The 23,860-nt window shown below is 56.8% G+C and carries 20 protein-coding genes, 1 tRNA gene and 1 pseudogene; 18 read left to right on the top strand and 4 right to left on the bottom strand.

Annotated elements, in window-relative coordinates; translation table 11 throughout:
- Positions 1-5 precede the first annotated feature (5 nt).
- From lysS to CRO33_RS09795, 8 genes are all read left to right on the top strand, one after another.
- A complete protein-coding gene (lysS, locus tag CRO33_RS09830; protein WP_097118018.1) occupies positions 6-1,526 on the top strand; it encodes a lysine--tRNA ligase in 1,521 nt (506 codons plus the stop codon).
- A 186-nt stretch (positions 1,527-1,712) separates the two neighbouring features.
- Positions 1,713-2,564 (top strand): MurR/RpiR family transcriptional regulator, encoded by an 852-nt coding sequence (locus CRO33_RS09825; protein ID WP_097118017.1) that lies wholly within the window; start codon positions 1,713-1,715, stop codon positions 2,562-2,564.
- 252 nt (positions 2,565-2,816) lie between these two features.
- Positions 2,817-3,653 (top strand): transporter substrate-binding domain-containing protein, encoded by an 837-nt coding sequence (locus CRO33_RS09820; RefSeq protein ID WP_097118016.1) that lies wholly within the window; start codon positions 2,817-2,819, stop codon positions 3,651-3,653.
- Positions 3,654-3,655: 2 nt separating this feature from the next.
- A complete protein-coding gene (locus tag CRO33_RS09815) occupies positions 3,656-4,288 on the top strand; it encodes a DUF1989 domain-containing protein (protein ID WP_097118015.1) in 633 nt (210 codons plus the stop codon).
- Positions 4,272-4,919: an urea carboxylase-associated family protein gene (locus CRO33_RS09810; protein ID WP_097118014.1), complete on the top strand. Its 648-nt coding sequence runs from the start codon at positions 4,272-4,274 to the stop codon at positions 4,917-4,919. The genes CRO33_RS09815 and CRO33_RS09810 overlap by 17 nt, the downstream gene beginning before the upstream one ends.
- A 3-nt stretch (positions 4,920-4,922) precedes the next feature.
- Positions 4,923-5,573, top strand: a complete 651-nt coding sequence (locus CRO33_RS09805; protein WP_097118013.1) for an amino acid ABC transporter permease — start codon at positions 4,923-4,925, stop codon at positions 5,571-5,573.
- The gene (locus tag CRO33_RS09800) at positions 5,573-6,238 is read left to right on the top strand and encodes an amino acid ABC transporter permease (RefSeq protein ID WP_034823167.1); all 666 of its coding nucleotides are present in this window, start codon (positions 5,573-5,575) and stop codon (positions 6,236-6,238) included. The genes CRO33_RS09805 and CRO33_RS09800 overlap by 1 nt, the downstream gene beginning before the upstream one ends.
- A gap of 13 nt (positions 6,239-6,251) precedes the next feature.
- Positions 6,252-6,923, top strand: coding sequence for a DUF1989 domain-containing protein (locus CRO33_RS09795; RefSeq protein WP_097118012.1), 672 nt, complete (start codon positions 6,252-6,254; stop codon positions 6,921-6,923).
- Here the strand turns inward: CRO33_RS09795 and CRO33_RS09790 are convergent, their stop codons facing one another.
- Entirely contained in the window at positions 6,924-7,550 is a 627-nt protein-coding gene (locus tag CRO33_RS09790) for a hypothetical protein (RefSeq protein ID WP_097118011.1), read from the bottom strand.
- 365 nt (positions 7,551-7,915) lie between these two features.
- Between CRO33_RS09790 and CRO33_RS09785 the strand changes: the two genes are divergently transcribed.
- Positions 7,916-9,079 carry an MFS transporter gene (locus tag CRO33_RS09785; RefSeq protein WP_097118010.1) on the top strand — a complete coding sequence of 388 codons (1,164 nt, stop codon included), beginning with the start codon at positions 7,916-7,918 and terminating at the stop codon, positions 9,077-9,079.
- On the opposite strand, the gene CRO33_RS09780 is transcribed toward CRO33_RS09785, so the two are convergent.
- Positions 9,076-9,996, bottom strand: coding sequence for a LysR family transcriptional regulator (locus tag CRO33_RS09780; RefSeq protein ID WP_097118009.1), 921 nt, complete (start codon positions 9,994-9,996; stop codon positions 9,076-9,078). The genes CRO33_RS09785 and CRO33_RS09780 overlap by 4 nt on opposite strands.
- A gap of 108 nt (positions 9,997-10,104) precedes the next feature.
- Here CRO33_RS09780 and lysA point away from each other — a divergent pair, with 108 nt between their 5' ends.
- Both lysA and CRO33_RS09770 read left to right on the top strand, forming a co-directional pair.
- A complete protein-coding gene (lysA, locus tag CRO33_RS09775) occupies positions 10,105-11,358 on the top strand; it encodes a diaminopimelate decarboxylase (protein WP_097118008.1) in 1,254 nt (417 codons plus the stop codon).
- On the top strand, positions 11,355-11,807 hold the full coding sequence (locus tag CRO33_RS09770; protein ID WP_097118007.1) for a GNAT family N-acetyltransferase: 453 nt from the start codon (positions 11,355-11,357) through the stop codon (positions 11,805-11,807). The genes lysA and CRO33_RS09770 overlap by 4 nt, the downstream gene beginning before the upstream one ends.
- A gap of 29 nt (positions 11,808-11,836) precedes the next feature.
- On the opposite strand, the gene galR is transcribed toward CRO33_RS09770, so the two are convergent.
- Positions 11,837-12,838: an HTH-type transcriptional regulator GalR gene (gene galR, locus CRO33_RS09765; protein ID WP_034823157.1), complete on the bottom strand. Its 1,002-nt coding sequence runs from the start codon at positions 12,836-12,838 to the stop codon at positions 11,837-11,839.
- A gap of 196 nt (positions 12,839-13,034) precedes the next feature.
- Between galR and CRO33_RS09760 the strand changes: the two genes are divergently transcribed.
- Together CRO33_RS09760 and CRO33_RS24950 are read left to right on the top strand one after the other, a co-directional pair.
- The gene (locus CRO33_RS09760; protein ID WP_097118006.1) at positions 13,035-15,296 is read left to right on the top strand and encodes a molybdopterin-dependent oxidoreductase; all 2,262 of its coding nucleotides are present in this window, start codon (positions 13,035-13,037) and stop codon (positions 15,294-15,296) included.
- 286 nt (positions 15,297-15,582) lie between these two features.
- Positions 15,583-16,173, top strand: a pseudogene (locus tag CRO33_RS24950) (peptidoglycan synthase); the annotation flags it as partial.
- 556 nt (positions 16,174-16,729) lie between these two features.
- Here the strand turns inward: CRO33_RS24950 and CRO33_RS24580 are convergent.
- Positions 16,730-16,842, bottom strand: a tRNA-OTHER gene (locus tag CRO33_RS24580).
- A gap of 81 nt (positions 16,843-16,923) precedes the next feature.
- Here CRO33_RS24580 and CRO33_RS24575 point away from each other — a divergent pair.
- The 5 genes from CRO33_RS24575 to CRO33_RS09735 all read left to right on the top strand — a co-directional run bounded on the left by CRO33_RS24575 (position 16,924) and on the right by CRO33_RS09735 (position 23,797).
- On the top strand, positions 16,924-17,313 hold the full coding sequence (locus CRO33_RS24575) for a penicillin-binding transpeptidase domain-containing protein (RefSeq protein WP_153012330.1): 390 nt from the start codon (positions 16,924-16,926) through the stop codon (positions 17,311-17,313).
- Positions 17,314-17,738: 425 nt separating this feature from the next.
- Positions 17,739-17,927, top strand: coding sequence for a hypothetical protein (locus CRO33_RS09750; RefSeq protein ID WP_058961818.1), 189 nt, complete (start codon positions 17,739-17,741; stop codon positions 17,925-17,927).
- A 199-nt stretch (positions 17,928-18,126) separates the two neighbouring features.
- On the top strand, positions 18,127-19,263 hold the full coding sequence (locus CRO33_RS09745; protein WP_097118004.1) for an efflux RND transporter periplasmic adaptor subunit: 1,137 nt from the start codon (positions 18,127-18,129) through the stop codon (positions 19,261-19,263).
- A gap of 9 nt (positions 19,264-19,272) precedes the next feature.
- Complete coding sequence (locus CRO33_RS09740; RefSeq protein ID WP_097118003.1) at positions 19,273-22,407, top strand: efflux RND transporter permease subunit; 3,135 nt, start codon at positions 19,273-19,275, stop codon at positions 22,405-22,407.
- A complete protein-coding gene (locus CRO33_RS09735; protein WP_097118002.1) occupies positions 22,397-23,797 on the top strand; it encodes an efflux transporter outer membrane subunit in 1,401 nt (466 codons plus the stop codon). The genes CRO33_RS09740 and CRO33_RS09735 overlap by 11 nt, the downstream gene beginning before the upstream one ends.
- Positions 23,798-23,860 lie beyond the last annotated feature (63 nt).

Raw genomic sequence — 23,860 nt, 5'->3', positions numbered from 1 at the left:
CCGACATGTCTGAACAACAACCGCAGAGCGCTGATGCCGCCCTTGAGTTAAACAACGAACTGAAAGCGCGTCGCGAAAAACTCAGCGCGCTGCGTGAAAAGGGCATCGCGTTTCCTAACGATTTCCGTCGCGATACTACCTCCGATCTGCTGCACGCCAGCTATGACGCAAAAGAGAACGAAGAGCTGGAAGCGCTCGGCGTTGAAGTGAGCGTGGCCGGTCGTATGATGACCCGCCGCATCATGGGTAAAGCCTCTTTTGCCACCCTGCAGGATGTTGGCGGCCAGATTCAGATCTACGTATCACGTGACGATCTGCCAGAAGGCGTCTACAACGAGCAGTTCAAAAAATGGGATCTGGGCGATATCCTTGGCGCGCGCGGTAAGTTGTTCAAGACCAAAACCGGTGAGCTGTCGATCCACATCACTGAACTGCGTCTGCTGACCAAAGCGCTGCGTCCACTGCCGGATAAATTCCACGGCCTGGCCGATCAGGAAACCCGTTACCGTCAGCGTTATCTCGATCTGATCTCTAACGATGAATCACGTAATACTTTCAAAGTGCGCTCTAAAATCATGGCCGGCATCCGTCAGTTCATGGTTAACCGCGACTTTATGGAAGTGGAAACCCCAATGATGCAGGTGATCCCTGGCGGCGCGTCAGCCCGTCCGTTCATCACCCATCACAATGCGCTCGACATCGACATGTACCTGCGTATTGCACCAGAGCTTTACCTGAAGCGTCTGGTGGTAGGCGGCTTCGATCGCGTGTTCGAGATCAACCGTAACTTCCGTAACGAAGGTATTTCGCCACGTCATAATCCAGAGTTCACTATGATGGAACTCTATATGGCGTATGCGGATTACAAAGATTTGATCGAGCTGACCGAAAGCCTGTTCCGCACCCTGGCGCAGGATGTGCTGGGCACCACTGAAGTGCCTTATGGTGACCACACCTTCGATTTCGGTAAACCGTTTGAGAAGCTCACCATGCGTGAAGCGATCAAGAAATACCGTCCGGAAACCGACCTGAACGATCTGGAAGACTTTGATAAAGCCGTTGCGATTGCCAAATCGCTGCATATCAAAGTAGAGAAGAGCTGGGGTCTGGGCCGCGTCGTCACTGAGATCTTCGAAGAGACCGCAGAAGCACACCTGATTCAGCCAACCTTCATCACTGAATACCCGGCTGAAGTGTCACCGCTGGCACGTCGTAACGACGAGAACCCGGAAATCACTGACCGCTTTGAGTTCTTCATCGGCGGTCGTGAAATCGGTAACGGCTTCTCCGAGCTGAACGATGCAGAAGATCAGGCAGAGCGTTTCCTGCAGCAGGTTAACGCTAAGGATGCAGGCGATGACGAAGCGATGTTCTATGACGAAGACTACGTCACTGCACTGGAGCACGGCCTGCCGCCAACAGCAGGTCTCGGCATTGGTATCGACCGTATGGTAATGCTGTTCACCAACAGCCATGCCATCCGCGACGTGATCCTGTTCCCGGCACTGCGTCCAACCAGCAAGTAAGGCAAATCGGTGCGCATAAATCCGCGCACTTTGCCGTAAGTCTTAGAGGTCGCCATTATGGTGGCCTTTTTTTATGGCGCTGCTTTTTACCCGGCGGCATTTTCATTTCTATTCCCCTGGCAAAATTCCTGATGACAACCCGGCACGCTCTGTGCAGGATAGTTTTTTTATTTTCAGGGAATCACCATGAGTGCAAAAGCGGCAACGTTAGAGGGCCGGATTCAACAGCACTGGGATCAACTCTCCAGCCACGAGCAGCGACTGGCTGACGTGCTGCTGGCGGCACCTGGCCAGCTGGCGATGAATACCGCCACCGAACTGGCACAGAGCGCGGGCGTTTCCAAAGCCACCACCACGCGTTTTTTCCGTCATCTCGGTTACGAAAGCTATGAAGCCGCGCGTCGGCAGGCGCGTGAGATGCAGAGCAGCGGCTCACCGCTCTATTTGCAGGCCGTACCAACCGCATCACCGCTGGCCAGCATCATGCAGCAGCACCTGGAAAAAGAGATCGCTAATCTGGTCAACAGCTATCGCACGCTCGACAGTGAACAGCTACAGCAGGCGGTGAGCGCCATTGCCCAATCACGCCGCGTGGTGGTGATGGGCTGGCGTCACAGCCAGACCATTGCCCAGCTGATTTACCGCGATCTGGTGCATATCCATCCTGACGTGCGTTTGCTGCCGCGTCCCGGCGATTCGCTGGCGGAGCATCTGGCGGCGCTGAATCAGCAGGATGTGGTGATCTGCGTTGGATTGCGTCGCCGTATGCCTGCGCTGGAAGCGGCGATGAATGCGCTGGCAGAACGCAACGTGCCGATGCTGTATATCGCCGATGTGCTCTCCGGCAAACCAGCGCGTCATGCGCAGTGGGTGGTGCGCTGCCACACCGACAGCAGCCTGATGTTCGACAGCACCGCCGCGCTCTCCGGCGTATGCAATCTGCTCTGCTCACTGGTGGCCCGGCAAATGGGCAAAACCAGCAATGATTATCTGGCGCAGGTTGAAGCCTTGCACCAATCCCTCGACGAACTGGAATAACGCCCCGTTCTGGCGCGTAGTGCGCCAGATATTGCCCCATAGTAGTGCGCTCACTCCTCCGCTATCCCCGCCTGATTTCCCGCCAATGAAATCACAGAAACTTAAAATTAAAATAAAGAAACAAATGTTTCTCACTGATTTTATTCAGTAATACCCTCTCTACCCGAAAGGTGTTAGCTGGGTGGTGAAAAAACTGGCACAAAATATGCTCAGTAGAAAAAGACATTTCACCAACACCAGGGAAACACCACAATGAAAAAAACAGCACTGCTGATCGCCGCTCTTCTCACCGTTGGCACCATGGCGCAGGCGCAAGCCGATACCCTGAGTGACATCAAAAGCAGCGGCAAAATTACCGTTGGTATCGATCCAACCTTTCCTCCATACGAATACACCGACGACAAAGGCGATATCACCGGCTATAGCGTGGCGATCATGCAATCCTTCGCCAAAGATCTCGGTGTGAAACTGGAGTTTCAGAAAACCGCCTTCAGCGGCATTTTGCCGGGCCTGATCTCTGGCTCGTTCAACGCCGAAGGTTCTTCTCTTAACGTCACCGCCGAGCGCGCGAAGAAAGTGCTGTTCACCGTGCCTTACAGCAAAACCGTAAACGGCGTGCTGGTACGTGAAAGTGAAGCCAGCACCTTCAGCGGCAAAACGCTCAGCCCGGAAAGCCTGTCTGGTCTGCGTGGCGCGGTAAAAACCGCCAGCGTGCCAGAGCAGTTGCTGAAAGGCTTTAACGAGCAGCTGAAAAAGGAGGGTAAAAAACCCATCACCATCATCAACGTGGATTCGCTGGATCAGACCGTCAGCACTTTGATGACCAAACGCGCTGACTTCGTTTACGACGACATCTCCGTGCTGGCCCCGGTCGCGAAAAAATACGCCGGAAAAGTGGCGCAGGTGGGTGAAGTCGGTCCATCGCAATGGATGGGCTGGGCGACACGTAAAGAAGACGGCAGCCTGAACAAAGCCATCAGCGACCACATTCTGGCAATGCAGAAAGATGGCGAGCTGACCAAACTGCAGCAGCAGTATCTCGGCACCACCTTTACCGTGCCCGCCAGCGATTTCATTCCTCAGGAGTAATTATGTGCCAGTGCAACCTGACGGTGCCTGCGGGCCATGGCAAAACCTTCCGCGTGCGTAAGGGCCAGTTTATTACCGTGATTGACAGTGAAGGGCAGCAGGCTGCGGATTTCGTCGCGGTCAATGCCGATGATTTGAATGAAAAGCTGTCGCCGGTGCATACCCGCCAGCATCTGCGCTCGCTGTTCTTTAAGCCCGGCGATGCACTGTGGTCGAGTGAAAACCGTCCGATGCTGCGCATTCTGGCGGACAGCATCGGCATTCACGATGCCAACGTGCCAGCCTGCGATCGTACCCGCTTTAGCGTCGATTTCGGCGTCGAAGGCCATCGCAACTGCGTGGACAACCTGCTGGAGGGCATGAAAGCCTTTGGCGTGACGTACTTCTCGCTGCCTGAGCCGTTCAACCTGTTCCAGAACGGTCCGGTGACCGCCGATGGCCGAATGGAAGTGACCGATCCCAACAGCAAAGCGGGCGACAGCATTACCTTCGAAGCGCTGTGCGATTTGATTTGTTCGGTATCGTCCTGCCCGCAGGACATCATTCCCGGTAACGGTTTGCAGGTCACGCCGATTGATATCGTGGTGAGTGACGTGTTTCACGCAGAGGAGATGAATCATGCTGTTAATGCGTGAAAGTTATGAAGAGACCGCTGAGCGCACGCTGGCGCAGTCGGTCACGGTGGAACCGGGCAGCGTCGGGTCGATTAAGGTGCTGCGCGGCCAGTTGCTGCGCATCACGGCGCAGGGCGACGGCGCGGTGGCTTCCCTGTTTGGTTTTAGCCTCGCCGATCCTGCTGTGTGGCTGTCGGTGCATCACACTCGCGTCTTCAGCAACAGCTATCTGCTGGGTTCCGGTATGCGTCTGGTGAACAACCGCCGCCGTCCGATGATGGTGCTGGGCAAAGACAGCGTGAAGCGTCACGACCTGCTGCTGCCTGCCTCTACCCGCGCCTTCCTGACGGAAAAAGGGTATCAGGGTGAAGGCTGTTTGGAAGCGGTGAGCGGCGAGCTGGCGCGATTGGGGATGGTGGTGCCGAAGCTGCCGGACCCGATCAACCTGTTTATGCACGTCAAGCTGACGCGGGCCGGCGACATCCTGCCGGAGCCGAACCTCACCAAAGCAGGCGACAGCATCACCTGTCGCGTGGTGATGGACACGCAGTTTATCGTCTCGGCCTGCAACACCGGCATCGAGGGCAACGATCAACCTGCACCGCTGCTGCTGTCGGTGGCGGAAAACCTGCACGACTTTAACGCGGAGTAACGCATGGGGCTGGATCAACAGGTAGTGGCCGCGCTGCCGGAACTCGGACACGGCCTGCTGATGACGTTGGTACTCACTGTACTGGCATCATTGGTCAGCGTGGTGATGGGGCAGCTTGGCTGCTTCCTGCAACTGCGCCGTGCCTGGATCTGGCGCGCCATCGGCCGGCTGTACGTCAGCCTGATGCGCGGTACACCGGCCATCGTGCAACTGTTCGTGGTGTTTTTCACCTTGCCGCGCCTCGGATTGGGCGGTCAGCCGATGCTGGCGGCGGTGATTGCCATCGGCCTCAACAGTGGCGCTTACGTGGCGGAGATTTTGCGGGTGAACCGTTCACTGGTGACGCGCGGTCAGCTCGAAGCCGCACGCACGCTAGGTCTCAGCAGCTTCTTAACCTGGTGGTATGTGATTAATCCACAGGTGATGCGCGCCAGCCTGCCGATGCTGGTTAACGAGTTCACCATCCTGCTGAAAACCACGCCGCTGGCCTCGGTGGTGGCGCTGACGGAACTGACCTACGCAGGACAGATTGTGATTGCGCGTACCTATGAAGCTACGCAGGTGCTGCTGCTGGTGGCGGCTGGATATCTGCTGATCGCCATGCCGTTAATTGCCGCTGCCCGACGTCTGGAAGCCAAACGGAGGATTGCCTGATGGATTGGCAAGCCATTCTCACTTCCCTGCCTTCGCTGGGAGACGGCATGATCGCCACGCTGCAACTGTGCATTGTTGCCGCGCTCTGCTCACTGGCATGGGGCGGGCTGATGGCATTACTGCTAATGCGCGCTTCGCCGTTCTGGTTGCGTTTACTCAATCTTTACAGCGGATTAACCCTCGCGTTGCCGCTGCTGGTGGTGATCTACCTGCTCTATTTTGTGCTGCCGGAGTACGACATCACGCTGTCATCGCCGGTGGTGGGCGTGCTGGCCCTGACGCTCTATTACGCGCCCTATATCGCACAGGTTATTCGTGCGGCAATAGAGGCATTGCCGAAGGGGCAGTGGGAAGCTTGCCGCGTGCTGGGTTTGAGCCGCAGCGAACAGCTGCGCGATGTGGTGTTGCCGCAAACCCTGCCGCAGATGCTGTCGCCGCTGGTCGGTTTGATGATTGGTTTGATTAAAGACTCGGCGCTGCTGTCGATTGTCTCGGTGCAGGAGTTTATGTACGCCGCCAAACAGGCGATTTCAGATACCTACGCGCCGCTGGAGATCTATCTCACGGTGGCGCTTTGTTACTGGCTGCTCAACAGTCTGATCGACTGGTTGGCACGCGGCCTTGAATCTCGCATGACGCGCTATCGTCGCGGCATGCAGCATTAATCAGGAGAACACTATGTCAGCTGAATATCAGCATCGTGAAGCGATCACCATTCCCGCGCGCTACGGCAAAGCGGTGCGTCTGAAGAAAGGGGAAGCGGTGCAGGTGATCAATCTGCATGGCACTCAGGTAGTGGATTGTTGGGCGTACAACGCCGAAGACGTCAGTGAATATATGTGTATGGAAGCGACGCGCGTGTGGAACCAGCGTCTTAATCCCAAAGTCGGTGACAGCTTTATCACCAGCCAGCGCCACCCGATTCTGACCCTGGTGGCAGATACTTCACCCGGCGTGCATGATTCCTTTATGGCGGCCTGCGATGCGCGTCGTTATGAGCTGCTGGGCTGCACCGAGTATCACCGCAACTGCCACGATAACCTGTTTGAGGGCATGCGCGAGTTAGGTGTTGAACTGCCGCACGGTAATCTGGCGTCTCTGAATATTTTTATGAATATTCAGGTGCAGCCGGACGGCATTACTCTGAAAACGCTGCCGGTGGTGACAAAGCCCGGTGACTACATTGTGCTGCGCGCTGAGATGGATTGCTACGTGGCATTCTCCGCCTGCCCACAGGATATCGTCAGCATTCAGGGGCAGGGCGACAACACCCCGCGTGATGCCGAACTGCGTATTCTGACTGCCGGATTCCCGCAGGTGCAGTTGAAAGGGGCCTGGGTGCCAGCGTAATTACGATTTCACGACCTGATCCAGCCACACCTGAAAACGCGAATAAGGCACATACAGCGCCACATCCTTATACAAGGTCTTACCGCTTTTATTGTCGTCAATCGCGCTGCTGTAGCCGACAATTACCCCCGCCAGCGTATCATCGCTGGCGTTGTACACCGCACCACCCGACATGCCTTTCACTACACCGGCATTCGCCGCGACCACCACACAACTCGGTTTATTCCAGTCGTTGGCCAGTGTGGTGTTGATCAAATTCTTGCCGCTTGAGGCCACCGGCATGGCAGAGATAAAGCTGTAACCGTAGAGATTGACGTTGTCGCCGATATGGCTGTTGCGGAACGGGGGAGGAAGATTGGGTTCGCTGTTCTTGTGGTACACCACGGCGATATCGCACTCGGGATGCCAGGCTTTCACCCGATACATCGAGTATTTTGCCACATGTGCGGCCGTCAAACTGTATTCCGGTGTCAGGGGAATGGTGGTGCCTAGCGCACCAATGCCCAGCACGGTAGGAATGCCGGTTACGGTCATATCGACGCGTTTTGCGGCTTCTTTGCTGTACTCATAGTGCCCCACGGAGCAGCCGCTCAGGCAGCCCACTGTCAGTGCGATCAGCCATCGCATAGGTCATTCCCCCTGCATTGTTTGACACCGCATCACCGCGTAACTGGTTGAGGTATCGGCAATGCGCGCCCATCCTTTACTGCTTGATTGCTCGCCAAAAGCTGATGAGCTGTGACAGCGATCACAACTGAATCAAGCGTAGCGTGAAAAGTGTCATCTGTCTCAGTGGTCAGGCAGAGTCACTTTCGCGCGCGGGGATTATTGCTTTGCAAGCAAAGATGCCTTGCAGCGCAGAGGCTGGTTGAGCTGCCAAGCCTGTGCTTTAATCAGAATGTGACGCAGTTCAAATATCTATAAGCGTCCGTTGTAACCGCACGGCGTTCGTTGTGCGGCCTGCCTGCAAAACATTTTTAGGAGAGTGTGTTATGCCTGTTGCATTACTGGCGCTGGCGCTGAGTGCGTTCGCCATCGGCACCACGGAGTTCGTGATTATGGGATTACTGCCGGAAGTGGCGGGCGATCTGCAGGTAACGATTCCTTCAGCAGGATGGCTGATCAGTGGTTATGCACTGGGCGTAGCCATCGGTGCACCGATTATGGCGTTGCTGACGGCGAAGCTGCCGCGTAAACGAACCCTGATTCTGTTGATGATCATCTTCATCATCGGCAACGTGCTGTGCGCGCTGGCGTACACCTACAACCTGCTGATGCTGGCGCGCGTGGTCACCGCACTCTGTCACGGGGCCTTCTTCGGGATTGGTGCGGTAGTAGCGGCGAGTCTGGTGGCACCGAGCCGTCAGGCATCGGCGGTGGCGCTGATGTTCACCGGCTTAACCCTCGCCAACGTGCTGGGTGTGCCGCTCGGCACCTGGTTTGGTCAGATGTTTGGCTGGCGTGCCACCTTCTGGGGCGTGGCGATCATCGGCATCCTCGCTTTTATCGCTTTGATTGTCAGTCTGCCAACCAACAAAGAAGAGAAACCGGTACATCTGGCGAGTGAAGTCAGCGCGCTGGCAAATGGCAAACTGTGGCTGTCGCTGCTGATGACAGTGTTCTTTGCTGCTGCGATGTTTGCGCTGTTCAGCTATATCGCGCCGCTGCTGTTGCAGGTCACGGGCATCACCGATCGTGGGGTGAGCTGGACGCTGTTCCTGATTGGCGCAGGCTTAACCGTCGGTAATATCCTCGGCGGCAAGCTGGCCGACTGGAAAGTCTCGTTTAGCCTGATCCTCAGCTTTGTGCTGGTCGCCGTCTTCTCGCTGCTGTTCAGCTGGACCAGCCACGCGCTGTGGCTGGCGGAAATCACGCTGTTCCTGTGGGCGATGGCGACCTTTGCTACCGTGCCTGGCTTGCAGATTAACGTGGTGCGCCATGGTAAAGACGCACCTAATCTGGTCTCCACGCTTAACATCTCGGCGTTCAACGTCGGTAATGCGCTCGGTGCCTGGGTAGGCGGCGCGGTGATCGATAAAGGCTACGGGCTGACGTCAGTGCCGGTGGCCGCCGCTGCACTGGCGGTGGTCGGTCTGGTCATCTGTCTGATCACCTTCCGCAAATCAGGCGGGCAGGGCGAAACGGTACGCGCTTAAACCAGACGCTCGGCAATGCGTTGGGTAAAGGTGGCCACCTGCTGTTGCAGGTGGTCGCAGAAATGATCAACCAGCGCTGACGCCGGGCGATGCTGTGGCCGCACCAGACTGACGGTGAACGGCACCGCGATACTGAATCTGCGCATCACCACACCGCTGTCGGCGTAATCGAGCGCCGTCAGCGGATTCACAATCGAAATCCCCACGCCGGCGCGCACCATCGCGCAAACCGATGCCGCACTGTGTGTTTCCAGTACCAGACGGCGCTCCACTTCTTGTTCATGAAAGAGTGAATCCAGCAGCTGGCGATAACTGTCACTGCGCGACAAGCTGACGTAATTCTCTCCCTGAAAATCCTGCGGCGTCAGCACCTCACGCTGGCACAACGGATGGTTGGGCGGCAACACGCACACTTCATCGCAGGTCAGCAGCGGTACGCGTTCGGTGCCTGCTGGCGCATGTTGAGTCTCAGTCAAACCCAGATCGTAGCGCTGTGCCGACAGCCACTCTTCCAGCAGCGGCGACTCCTGCGGAATGATGTTCAGGCTGACCTGCGGATAGCGTTGCAGAAAGGGTTGCAGCAGTGGTGGCAGCAGTGACTGCGAGAACACCGGCAAACAAGCAATCGACAGCTCGCCCTGACGGAATTGGCGCAATCCTTCGGCGGCATCCATGATGCGGTCCAGCCCGTACCAGGAGCGTTGTACTTCTTCATACAGCCGTAAACCCTGCACCGTGGGCTGCAATCGTCCACGCACCCGCTCAAACAGTTCCAGACCCAGCTGCTGCTCCAGCCGCGCCAGCTCACGGCTAACGGTTGGCTGCGAGGTGTGCAGCAACGCGGCGGCTTGCGTCAGGTTGCCGCTGGTCATCACCGCGTGGAAAATTTCGATATGTCGCCAGTTAATTTTTGCCATCACTCCTCCGTTAATCCATATCATATTTGTATAGCTGACGCTAAAACAGATATTTTTCTGAATCGTCTTGCTGTGGCTAAATAGTGGTAAAGACACAGGAGAATTGAGATGCCACGTCCACTGAACAACAACGAAACGGCGCTGACCGCCGCTAATTTACTGCCGCTGGCACAGCGCTATGCTGGTCCATTCTGGGCTTACGATGCCGCCATCATTCAGCAGCGTATTGCCCAGCTGAGTGCGTTTGACGTGGTGCGTTTTGCGCAAAAAGCCTGCTCCAATATTCACATTCTGCGCCTGATGCGTGCCGCAGGCGTGAAGGTCGATTCCGTTTCCCTGGGTGAAATTGAGCGCGCCCTGGCCGCCGGTTTCCAGCCGGGTGACGAAGATATCGTCTTTACCGCTGACGTCTTCGATCAGCCAACCCTGGCGCGTATCGCGGAGTTAAAAGTGCCGGTCAACGCCGGTTCTGTGGATATGCTGCATCAGCTTGGCGCGGTCTCTGCGGGCCATAAAGTGTGGCTGCGTATCAACCCGGGTTTTGGTCATGGGCACAGTCAAAAAACCAACACCGGTGGCGAGAACAGCAAGCATGGCATCTGGCATAGCGATCTGCCGCTGGCGCTGGCAGCGATTCAGCAGCACGGCCTGAAACTGGTGGGTCTGCATATGCATATCGGTTCCGGTGTCGATTACGGTCACCTGCAGCAGGTGTGTGACGCGATGGTCGATCAGGTCATCGAATTTGGTCAGGATCTGGAAGCGATTTCAGCCGGTGGTGGTTTGTCGATTCCTTATCGCTTCGGTGAAGAAGCCATTGATACCCAGCACTATTTCGGTTTGTGGAGTGGCGCACGTGACCGCATTGCGGCGCATCTTGGTCATGCGGTGAAACTGGAGATCGAACCGGGTCGTTTCCTGGTGGCGGAGTCTGGCGTGCTGGTGTCGCAAGTGCGTGCGGTTAAAGATATGGGCAGCCGTCACTTCGTGCTGGTGGATGCGGGCTTTAGCGATCTGATGCGTCCATCGATGTACGGCAGCTATCACTATATTTCTGTGCTGCCAGCCGATGGTCGCGCGCTGAGCGATGCAACCGTTGAGAGCGTGGTGGCCGGTCCGCTGTGTGAGTCGGGCGATGTGTTCACCCAGCTGGAAGGCGGTAAAGTCGAGACGCGTGCACTGCCTGCCACTCAGGTCGGTGATTATCTGGTGTTCCACGATACCGGCGCGTACGGCGCTTCGATGTCATCCAACTACAACAGCCGTCCGTTGATTCCGGAAGTGCTGTTTGAGAATGGCGCTCCGCGTGAAATTCGTCGTGCGCAGACCATCCAGGAGCTGCTGGCGCTGGAGCTGATGTGATTAACATTGTTCCACTCAGTGAAGCCCCACATCACGCCAGCCATATCACCGACTGGCTGTGGCAGGCGTTTGGCGAGGGGACGTCGCGCGAGTTTTATGACAGTATTGTACGCAGCAGCCTGAACGGTGCCGAGTATCCGGTGACTTTCGTGGCGCTGGATGGTGATGTGCCGCTGGGCACGGTGGGATTCTGGCGCTGTGATCTGATCAGCCGTCAGGATCTCTATCCGTGGATTGCCGCGCTCTATGTGGATGAACACGCGCGCGGCAATGGCCTGAGCGAAGCGTTACAGCAGCATGTGTTGAATTATGCTCGCGAGCGCGGACATGAAAAACTGTGGCTGTGGTCAACGTTTGGTGGCTACTACGAGCGCTTTGGCTGGCAGTATCAGTGTGATGCGCTGGAGTTCCCGGATGTGCGGGTGAAGGTCTATTCGCAGGTGTTATGACCCGGTGCGCATTGATGCGCACCTGGAGATCAACCCGGTCCGCTCACCGAATGCCTTCTCACCAGCGTCGGGCTAAACATATTGGTCACCTCCGGCATTTCCGTGCCGTTGGCTAACGCCAGCGCCAGCTGTGCCGCCTGCTGCGCCATGGTGACAATCGGATAACGCACCGTGGTCAGTCGTGGACGCACATAGCGTGAGACCAGCACATCATCAAAACCAATCAGCGACATCTCTTCCGGCACGCGAATGCCGTTATCACTCAACACCGCCAGCGCGCCAGCCGCCATGGAGTCGTTGTAACAGGCCACCGCTGTGAACTGCTTACCGCGCCCCAGCAATTCCGTCATCGCTTGTTCACCCCCGACTTCGTCCGGCTCGCCCCACGCCACTAAGCGGTCGTTGGACGGTAAGCCGTGCTCTTTCAACGCGTCGTAGTAACCTTGCAGGCGGTCTTCGGAGTCAGAAATAGGGTGGGTCGAGCAGATAAAGGCGATTTGCGTATGACCTTGCTGAATCAGATGGCGCGTTGCCAGCCAGGCACCGTAACGGTCATCCAGCGCGATGCAGCGCGATTCAAAGCCTTTAAGCAGTCTGTTGAGCAACACCATGCCCGGCACTTGCTTCATCAGCACTTCGAGATCGGCGTCAGGAATTTTCTTGGCGTGCACCACCAGCGCATCGCAGCGATGACGCATCAGTTGCTCAATCGCCTGACGCTCTTTTTGCTCAATGTGGTAACCGTTACCAATCAGCAGGAAGTTGCCGGTGGCACCGGCGACTTCATCGACCGCTTTCACCATCGCGCCGAAAAACGGGTCGGAAACGTCACCCACCACCAGACCCAGGGTTTCGGTGGATTGCTGTGCCAGCGCACGCGCATTGGCGTTCGGGTGATACTGCAACTGCTCCATTGCCTGGGTCACGGCGAGACGTGAACTCTCGCTGGCTTTGGGCGAATTATTGATGACGCGGGAAACGGTCGCGACCGATACCCCAGCCATGCGGGCAACATCCTTAATGGTAGCCATGCGGTTACTTGCATCCGGGAAAACGTTTACACATCCCATCAGTGTTACGGAAAACAGTACCTGTAGCAACCCGCGAGAATGCCAGCGCTGTCGCAAAAGCGCGGAAAATCAGGCGCTCACAGCCAGACTTCAGCGCGTCAGGGCGGCATGGTATGCTGCCAGCACGATTCAGACCTGTCTGCCGGACCCAATAACCATGAAAACACGCGTGCCACACCTGGCGCACTGGGGCGCATTTACTGCCGTCACGGAAAACGACCGCCTGATTGGCTGTGAACCCTTTTTTGCTGACGCCGATCCGTCGCCGATGCTCAACACCATCCCGGAACTGGTCTACTCGGATAAGCGTATCCGCCAGCCAATGGTACGTCGTTCATGGCTAAAGTCGCGTGAGAATAGCGATCGCACGCTGCGTGGACGTGAAGATTTTGTCGCCGTGGATTGGGATACCGCACTGGATCTGGTGGCAGAAGAGAATCGCCGCGTGCGCGATCGCTACGGCGCATCGGGTATTTTCAACGGTTCTTATGGCTGGTCATCGGCGGGACGCGTTAACCATGCGCGCACCCTGATCCGTCGTTTCTACTTCCAGGGCGGCGGCGGGGTGGACCAGCAGGGCAACTATAGCTGGGGCGCCGCGCAGTTCTTCCTGCCCTATGTGATCGGTACCTACATGCCGCTCACCGGCCGCGTCACCGACTGGCCGAGCGTGGTGGAACATGCCGACATCTTTATCGCCTTCGGTGGTCTGGCGCTGAAAAATGCCCAGGTGGCGTCGGGCGGTGCCGGACAGCACAGCCTGAAACCGGCGCTGGAGCAACTCAGCGCCAAAGGCACGCCAATCATCAACATCAGCCCAATGCGCGATGACTGCCCGGCGTTTGTGAATGCCGAATGGATTCCGATTCGCCCGAATACCGATGTGGCGTTAATGCTGGCGCTTGGCTTCGAAATCACCCGCCGTAACGCGCTGGACGAAAGCTTCCTCGCCAGTCACTGCACCGGCTGGCCGCAACTGCGAGAATATCTGTTAGGCGAAAGCGACGGCATCGCCAAAACGCCGGCGTGGGCGAGTGCCATCACCGGCATTCCGGCGGCGCGTATCGCGTTACTGGCACAGCAACTGATTGGCAAACGCAGCTTTATCACCTGTTCTTACTCGGTACAGCGCGCCCATCGCGGTGAGCAGCCGTACTGGATGATGATTGCGCTCTCCTCGATGCTCGGTCAGCCGGGCTTACCGGGCGGCGGCTTCTCCTTTGGTCACGGGTCGATGAACAGCGTCGGTAATCCGCGTCAGGAAGGGCCCGCGCCGATGATGAGTACCGGGCCGAATCCCGGCAACTTCTCGATTCCGGTCGCGCGCATCAGCGATATGCTGCTCAACCCCGGCCAGCCCTACAACTTCCAGGGCGAAACCCTGCACTATCCCGATATCCATCTGGTGCACTGGGCGGGGGGCAATCCGTTCCACCACCATCAGCAGCTTAACCGCCTGGTGGAAGGCTGGCAGCGCCCGGATACCGTTATCGTGCAGGATATCGTCTGGACCCCGGCGGCGCAGATGGCGGATATCGTGTTACCCGCCACCACCACGCTGGAGCGCAACGACATCGGCGGATCTTCACGCGATCGTTTTGTGTTTGCGATGCATCAGGCGGTGAAACCGCAGCATCAGGCGCGTCATGACTTCGATATCTTTGCGGATATCGCCGATCGCCTCGGCTACCGCGATCTGTTCACCGAAGGGCGCAACGAGATGCAGTGGATTGAGCACCTGTATCAGCAGTGTGCGGTGGCGCACGCGCGTAAAGATATCCACTTCCCGGAGTTTGGTGAGTTCTGGGAGCGTGGCTTTGTTGAGATCCCGGAAGGTGGCAAGCCGTATGTGTTTATGGATGAGTTCCGTGCTAACCCGCAGGCCCATCCGATCCAGACCGCCAGTGGTAAAATCGAGCTATTCTGTCAGACCATCGCCGATTATCAACTGGAAGATTTTGCCGGACATCCCGAGTGGCGTGAGCCGCAGGAGTGGTTGGGCTCACCGCTGAGCGGGGATTTCCCGCTGCATATGATCTCGATTCAGCCCTCGGATCGGCTGCACAGCCAGATGGACGCAACTGCCACGGTGCAAGCGAATAAAACGGCCGGGCGTGAAACCTTATATATGCATCCGCAGGACGCCAGTGCGCGTGGGATTGTGGATGGCGACGAAATCGAAGTCAGTAATGCGCGTGGCCGTATGCTGGCCGGTGTGCGCCTGACCGATGGCTTAACCGAGGGTGTGGTGATCATCGCCACCGGTGCCTGGTTTGATCCCGGATTCGGCCGCACCTGGCAGCCGTGGGACCGTGCCGGTAACCCCAATGTGCTGACGCTGGATATTGGCACCTCGTCACTGACGCAAGGCCCTAACGCCATGAGTTGCCTGGTGGAAATCAAAAAACACCTGATGTGAATGGGGTGCTAACAATCTCACTGCTGGTTACATTTTGCGGGTAACTGTTGCGTTTGAGAGATGGAGAACCGTCATGCCACCTTGCTACAGTCAGGGTCCCAGAGGTATTGATGGGTGAACATCAAAAAGTTTTCTTGATTACACCGACCTGCGCAGATGCGCAGGTTTTTTTTGCCTGTCGTTCCCGCTAACGAACTGAAACACAGTTTTCCTGTCAACTCGCTTTACCTTTCTTTATAACTGCGGATAACAAGCTTGAAAAAACTGTTTATTGCAGCGGAATGCTATGCCCCGTATAAAAAAACTTCTGGGAAAAGACCAGATCAAAGCCCCATTTAACCCGTTTCGTTTTCGCCTGATTTGTCTGGGTGTCTTCAGCTGCATGGTGTTGCTGCTGATCTTCGTCGGTGACCTGCAACTGATTAAGCATCCGATGCTGGAGCACGAGGCCGATCAGCGTTCACTGCGCACCGTCACCTTGCCCACCAACCGTGGCACCTTACTGGATCGTGATGGCCAGGCACTGGCACTGAGCGTACCGGCGCGCGATATCATCGCCGACCCGATGCGCGTGCTGGAAGCCAATCCCGACTTTACCAACGCCAAATGGACCTATCTTGCCTCGGCGCTGAACTTACGTCCGGAAGAGTTGCGTGAGCAGATCATCGCGAACCCGAAAAAACGCTTCCTCTATCTTGGCCGTAAAATCGAACTGGGCATCGCCAAAGACATCGCCGAACTGCACCTGAAGGGCATCAGCTCGGTATACAACGACAGCCGCTTCTATCCAATGAGTGAAGCCGCTGCGCCGTTGATTGGCATTGTCGGTGCTGACAGCAATGGCCTGAACGGTCTGGAGAAAGGTTTCGACCACGTGCTGCAAGGCGAGCCGGGCAAAGAGGTTTATCGTCAGGACAAAGAGGGTAATATCGTGGCGATGCTGGATTACGAGCCGCCGAAGCAGCCGCCAACGGTACAGCTGAGTATTGATAAGTTTGACCAGTTCACCCTCTACAGCAAACTACGCGATGGCGTGTTGCTGAATAAAGCGGATTCCGGTGCGGCAGTGCTGATCAAGATTGATACGGGCGAGATCCTGGCGATGGCTTCCTATCCTTCGTTCAACCCCAACAACTTCGATAACGCCACGCCTGCACAGATGCGCAACACGGCGATCAATGACAGCTACGAACCCGGCTCAACGGTGAAACCGCTGGTGGTGATGGAAGGGCTGGAGCGTCATCTGGTGCGTGCCGACTCGGTGATCGATACCACACCCTACAGCGTTAACGGCCACTTGATTCGTGACGTCGGCCACTGGCCGCGCCTGACCATGACGGGCATTTTGCAGAAATCGAGTGATATCGGCGTATCGCACATTGCGCTGGCGATGCCTGCTGAAGCGCTGGTGAACACCTATCAGGCGTTTGGCCTGGGTAAGCCGACCGGACTCGGGTTAACCGGCGAGAGCGTGGGCTACTTCCCGCTGCACCGTGAACGCTGGGCGGATATTGAACGCGCCACCTTTGCCTTTGGCTACGGCCTGCGCGTCACACCGCTGCAAATCGCCCGTGAATACGCCACGCTTGGTTCTTACGGCGTATATCGTCCACTGTCGATCACCAAAGTGACACCGCCGGTGTTGGGCAAGCAGGTGGCCGATCCGCAAATCGTGCAAACCGTGGTGCACATGCTGGAGAGTGACGTATTGCCTGGTGGTACCGGCGTCAAAGCCGCTGTGCCGGGTTACCGCCTGGCGACCAAAACCGGTACCGCAGAGAAAATGGGCACCAGCGGGAAGTACGATGGCGGTTACGTTAACTACACCGCCGGTATTGCTCCTGCCAGCCATCCTGAGGTGGCGCTGGTGGTGATGGTCAACCATCCGACAGCGGGCGATCACTTTGGTGGTTCGGTAGCGGCGCCGATTTTCGGCAGCATTATGGGGCCGGTGTTGAAGCATATGAACATTGCGCCTGACGCCATTTACAGCAAACCGACTTCGGATAAATCTTAGTAAAATCAGGATGTAACTGCCGTGAGGTGCTTTTCACACCTCGTTGCATTTCGCCGAACTCCGTTGCGATTTGCGGCTGTTTTCTCACACCACTTTCGGCGACGATAAAAGTCCCAGAGGTATTGATTGGTGTGAAGATCGGCTGCTGCGGCAGCAATACCTGTCTTCAGGTATTCACCCTGTTCGGTTGCACCGACCCACGCGGATGCGTGGGTTTTTTTTGCCTGAAATTCAGCACTCAGCGAACTCGCTCACACCTCTTGTCTGAGTCTTAACACTTCCCCGCCAACATAAAAATATCTTGCCGTGTAACCTGTATGTAACGCACCGCGATGCCGCATTCCATTTCGGTTCGCCAGCCCCTTGCCGTGTTGGTAGCGCGGCTTTGGGGCGTTTTTTATTGCCATTCGTTGAGGTGTGACCCGATGCCAAAAACCAAAGACCGAACGCCAAAAGGCGAGGGCCGCTCCACGGCGTTTCAGTTACGCATTCATCCGGAGTTGCATGATCAACTGCGCGAAGTCACCGAAGATGAAAACATCACGCTATCGTGCTGGTTGAAAGATTTGGCGCGTCGCGAACTGCGCCGTCGCGGGATCGAGCCGAAAGGGTAAACCTGTTGCTCTGCATGGCGGTAAAAAACCCGCAAAAAGCTAATTTTCACAGCCATTTATGGCACGAAAGGTTTACCATTTTCCTTTGGAAAATATATTTTACGCAACCTTAACAACCGCCTTATCACTCCCTCCCTACAATGATTTTTTGCATGTCATCACATCAGTGACTATCCCTCCTTTCATCCAGAGAAAAATTATGCGCCTGAAACTTCTTTCTGCCAGCGTGGTGTTTTTACTGGCAGCCTGTGACCAGGGCGGAGCAAAGCCCGCTGCATCCGCGACACCCCAGGTGGGTGTCATCGCCCTAAAATCTGAGCCCGTTACGTTGGTGACACAACTGCCTGGCCGCACCACGGCGGTCCGCACCGCACAGGTGCGCCCACAAGTCAGCGGCGTGATCCAGAAAATCCTGTTTACCGAAGGCGGCGAAGTGAAAGCAGGCCAGCCGCTCTATCAGATCGATCCGGCGACCTATAAAGCCGCTTACGACAAAGCGATGGCGACCTGGCAAAACGATGCGATGGTGGCAAAACGCTATCAGCCGCTCGCTTCTGCACACGCCATCAGCCAGCAGACTTACGACGATGCCGTTGCGGCAGAGCGTGAAGCACAGGCCGATGTGGAAACCGCTAAGGTCAATCTTGATTACACACTGGTGAAGGCGCCGATCTCCGGACATATCAGCCGTTCGCTGTATACCGCCGGTGCGCTGGTGACCAACGGCCAGACCGACTATCTCGCCACCATTACCCAACTTGATCCGATCTATGTTGATGTCAGTGAATCCTCTACCGATCTGCTGCGTCTGCGCCGAGCCTTAGCCGACGGCAAGATCGCCAAAGTGGATGACAACACCGCGGCGGTCGGACTCTCTCTGGAAGACAACAGCCAGTATGGCCAGCAGGGCAAACTGGCGTTCTCGGAAGTGAACGTCGACACCGCCACCGGCACCGTGGTGCTGCGTGCGGTGTTCCCGAACCCGCATAATGAACTGCTGCCAGGCATGTACGTACACGCCAGCTTCCCGCAGGGCATTCAGCAGCAGGGGATTCTGGTGCCGCAGGAGTCGATCATGCATGACACCAAAGGCCAGCCGTATGTGTACGTGGTGAAAAGCGATAACACCATTGAGCAGCGCAGCATTCACACCGGCGAGATGATCAAAGGTGAATGGCTGGTGACCTCCGGCCTGAGCGAAGGTGAAAACGTGGTGGTGAACAATCTGCAAAGTGTGCGTGCTGGGGCGAAAGTCACCACCACCGCTGCCAACACCCATGACACGCCATCTGCCAACGCTGTCAGTCTGTCGATGACCGACGCAGCAGCGCAATAAGGGGGCGGCATGTCGAAGTTTTTTATTGAACGTCCCATCTTTGCCTGGGTTATCGCGATTATCGTGATGCTGGTGGGCGGGATTGCGGCCATCAGTTTGCCGGTCAATCAGTATCCCAATATCTCCCCACCTGCGGTGTCGATCTCGGTGACTTATCCGGGGGCCAGCGCCGAAACCACCCAGAACACCGTGGTGCAGGTGATTGAGCAGCAGTTGAACGGGTTGGATGGCTTGCGCTATCTGGAATCCAGCAGTGCCTCGGACGGCAGTGCGCAGATCATCGCCACCTTTAACCAGGGCATCAATCCGGATATCGCCCAGGTGCAGGTACAGGACCGCGTCTCGCTGGCGGAATCGCAGTTGCCAACCGACGTGACCCAGCAAGGGATCCGCATCCGTAAGTACCAAAAGAACTTCATGATGGTCATCGGGCTGATCTCTAAAGACGGCAAGCTGAGCAACGGCGATCTCGCGGATATGCTGGTGTCGAAGCTGGAAGATCCGATCTCGCGTACGCCAGGCGTCGGTGACTTTATGGTACTGGGTTCGGAATATGCCATGCGCATCTGGCTCGATCCCGCCAAACTGTACAAGTACAACCTGATGCCGAGTGATGTCACCACCGCCATTGATAACCAGAACGTGCAGGTGTCGTCCGGTTCACTCGGCGGGTTACCGACCATTCAGGGCGCCAAAACGCAGGCCACGGTACTGGGGAAAACTCGCTTCACCACGGTGCAGCAGTTTGAAAATGTGCTGTTGAAAGTGAACAGCGATGGTTCACAGGTGCGTTTGAAAGACGTTGCCAGCGTGGCGCTCGGTCCGCAGAGCTACGGCATTGACGCCACCATGAACGGCAAGCCCGCGGCAGGTATCGCGCTGCGTCTGGCCACCGGGGCGAACGAACTGGATACCGCCAAAGCGGTGCGCCAGACCATAGCCGATCTGAAAGACTCACTGCCGGATAATGTTGAAATTCAGTATCCGTATGACACTTCGCCAGTGGTCAGCGCTTCGATTGAAGAAGTGGTGAAAACGCTGATCGAAGCGGTGGTGCTGGTGTTCTTCGTCATGCTGCTGTTCCTGCAAAACCTGCGCGCCACCCTGATTACTACCCTGGTGGTGCCGGTGGTGTTGCTCGGTACTTTCGGCATCCTGTCGGCCTTCGGTTACAGCATCAACACCCTGACCATGTTCGGTATGGTGCTGGCGATAGGGCTGTTGGTGGATGATGCCATCGTGGTGGTGGAGAACGTCGAGCGTGTGATGCACGAAGAACATCTCGATCCGAAAACCGCCACCATCAAGTCGATGCAGCAGATACAGGGCGCACTGTTTGGTATTGCGCTGGTGCTGTCAGCGGTGCTGCTGCCAATGGCGTTCTTCTCCGGCTCGACCGGGGTGATTTATCGCCAGTTCTCGATCACCATTGTGTCGGCGATGGCGCTGTCGGTGATCATGGCGCTGATCTTTACCCCTGCACTCTGTGCCACCCTGCTCAAACCTTCGGCGGCGGAGCACAAGACCACCGGTTTTGCTGGCTGGTTTAACCGTAAGTTTGATAGCGGCGCGATGCACTACACGCGCGGCGTTAACAACGTTATTTCCCGTCGCGGCCTGTTCCTGGTGATCTACCTGGTGATCGTCGGCGTGACGGGCTTTTTGTTCACGCGTGTGCCCACCACGTTCCTGCCTGCAGAAGATCAGGGCTTGATGATGGTGCAGATGACGCTGCCGGTGAACTCCTCTTCACAGCGTACGCAGCAGGTGATCAACGATCTCAATGACTACCTGCAGAAGAATGAAACCTCAGTGGTCACCACCACCTTTGGCGTGGCGGGCTTTAACTTTGCCGGTCGCGGCCAGAGTAACGCCATGGCCTTCGTGCGCCTGAAGGATTGGGGCGATCGTACCCACAGCGGGCAAAGCGTGCAGGATCTGGCGAACCGGGTGATGGCGCATTTTGCCAACTACAAAAACGCCAAAATCTTCGCCATGGTGCCGCCTGAGGTGATGGAGCTGGGTAACGCCACTGGCTTCGATCTCTATCTCCAGGATACGGGCGCGCACACCCATCAGCAGATGATGGATGCCACGCACCAGTTAATCGATCTGGCCGACAAAGATCCGCATCTGGCGCAGGTGCGCATGAACGGACTGGAAGATGAGCCGCAGTATCAGCTGGAGATCAATGACGAGAAGGCCAGCGCGCTGGGCCTGAGCATGACCGACATCAACAACACGCTGTCAGTGGCGTGGGGTTCCAGCTATATCGATCAGTTTATGTATAACGGCCGTGTGAAAGAGGTTTACCTGATGGGTAAAGCCGATTCACGCGTCACGCCATCCGATCTCGATAAATGGTACTTCCGCAACAGCAGCGGCACCATGGTGCCCTTCTCCGCCTTCGCCAGCGGCAAATGGGTTTACGGCTCGCCACACTTCGAACGCTTTAACGGCCTGACCTCTGAAGAGATCCTCGGATCGCCCGCGGCAGGGCAGAGTACCGGTGAAGCGATGAAAGCAGTAGAACAGCTGGCGAAGCAGTTGCCCAAAGGCTTCCGCGTGCAGTGGTACGGCATTTCCTATGAAGAGCAGGCTTCCGGCAACCAGACCACGCAGCTGTATATCATCTCGATTCTGGTGGTGTTCCTGTGTCTGGCCGCGCTGTATGAGAGCTGGTCGATTCCGTTCTCAGTGATCATGGTGGTGCCGCTCGGCATTCTCGGGACTATTAGTGCCGTACTGCTGCGCGGCTTGCAGAACGACGTATTTTTCCAGGTGGGCTTACTCACCACGGTGGGACTGGCGGCGAAAAACGCCATTCTGATTGTGGAATTCGCCAAAGAGTTGCACGAACGGGAAGGCAAAACGCTGGTCGAGGCGGCGGTGGAAGCCGCGAGACTGCGTATCCGACCGATTATCATGACCTCGATGGCGTTTATTCTCGGCGTGCTGCCGCTGACTATCTCTAACGGCGCAGGCGCAGGTAGCCAGCACTCGATTGGGACGGCGGTAGCAGGCGGGATGATCACCGCCACCTTCCTCGCCATCTTCTTTGTTCCGATGTTCTACGTGGTGGTTTCGCAGTTCTTCGCCCGCAAGAAAAAAGCATCCGCAGAGGTGACAACGCATGAACACTAAAACTTTCCGTATGGCGCTGCTGCCGCTGGCTATGGCGCTGGCGGGCTGTACGCTGGCCCCCCACTATCAGCGCCCCGCAATGCCGGTAGACGCGAAGTACGATCAGCCCACGCCGGTGGGCAACGTGGCGGATCTGCCGTGGCAGAACTTCTTCACTGACGCCACGATGCGCAATCTGATTCAGCTGTCACTCGACAACAACCGTGACCTGCGCGTAGCGGCGCTAAATGTCGAAGAGGCACAGCAGAGCGTCACGGTGCAGCGTGCGGCGTTAATGCCGTCAATCAATGCTACCGCCAGCCAGACCTCGGCGCATGAACCGGCCAACCTCTACAACACCAAAACCACCGGTGCGGTGACCTATCACGAGCTGAACGCCGGGCTGGGCGTCACCTCGTGGGAGCTGGACTTCTTTGGTCGTTTACAGAGCTTGCGTGATGAAGCGCAGGAAACCTATCTGTCCACCGCCGCGACCGAACGCGCCACGCGCATCTCGCTGATTTCGGAGGTGGCCACCGCCTGGCTGACCTTGAGTTCGGATAACGATCTGCTGCATCTGGCGCAAAATACCGCTAAAAGTCAGCAAGAGTCGTATCGTCTGACGCAACTCAGCTACAACGGCGGGGCCAGTAGCGATCAGGATCTGGCGCAGGCAGAGAGCACGGTGCGGGCTGCCCAGGCGGATGTGGCAAGCTATACGCGTCAGGTACGGCAGGATGTGGACGCGCTGCGCTTGCTGGTGGGCACCGATCTGCCCGCCACTTTGCTGTCCCACGCGACGCTGGACGTCAACTGGCAGTTCCCGGCCACGCCAGCGGGCTTGCCATCTGATCTGTTGACGCGTCGTCCGGATATCATGGCCGCAGAACATAGCCTGAAAGCGGCGAATGCCAACATTGGCGCAGCGCGCGCGGCGTTCTTCCCGAGCATCACGCTGACCGCTTCTGGGGGATCGACCAGCAGTTCGCTCGGCAGTTTGCTGGGCGGCGGAACCGGTGCCTGGTCCTTTGTGCCGTCGATCAATCTGCCGATCTTTGACGGCGGCAAAAACGAGGCTAATCTCAACATCGCGCACATCGAGAAACGCATTGAAATTGCTGACTATGAGAAAGCGATTCAAACCGCGTTCAAAGAGGTGAATGATGCGCTGGCCGGTCAGGATACCTGGCAGGATCAGCTGACAGCGCTGCAACAGGAGGTTGGTGCTAATCAACGCGATTACGACTATTCCGAAATGCGCTTTAAGCAAGGCGTAGACAATTATCTCAATGTATTAGTGGCCCAGCGATCGCTTTACAGTTCGCAGCAGTCGTTAATCAGTGCACATCTGGGCCAGTTGAGCGAGAAAATCACCTTGTATAAAGCCTTAGGAGGCGGTTGGAAGGCCTGAGTGCCTTAACGTTACCCTTACGGTTTCTCCATGGAAATTCCATGGCACTTCAGCTGATAATAC

Origin of the sequence: Pantoea sp. GL120224-02 (assembly GCF_900215395.1) — a bacterium.
Classification (GTDB): domain Bacteria; phylum Pseudomonadota; class Gammaproteobacteria; order Enterobacterales; family Enterobacteriaceae; genus Pantoea; species Pantoea communis.
The sequence above is the reverse complement of the archived record's forward strand: the minus strand, read 5'-3'. Positions and strand labels throughout refer to the sequence as shown.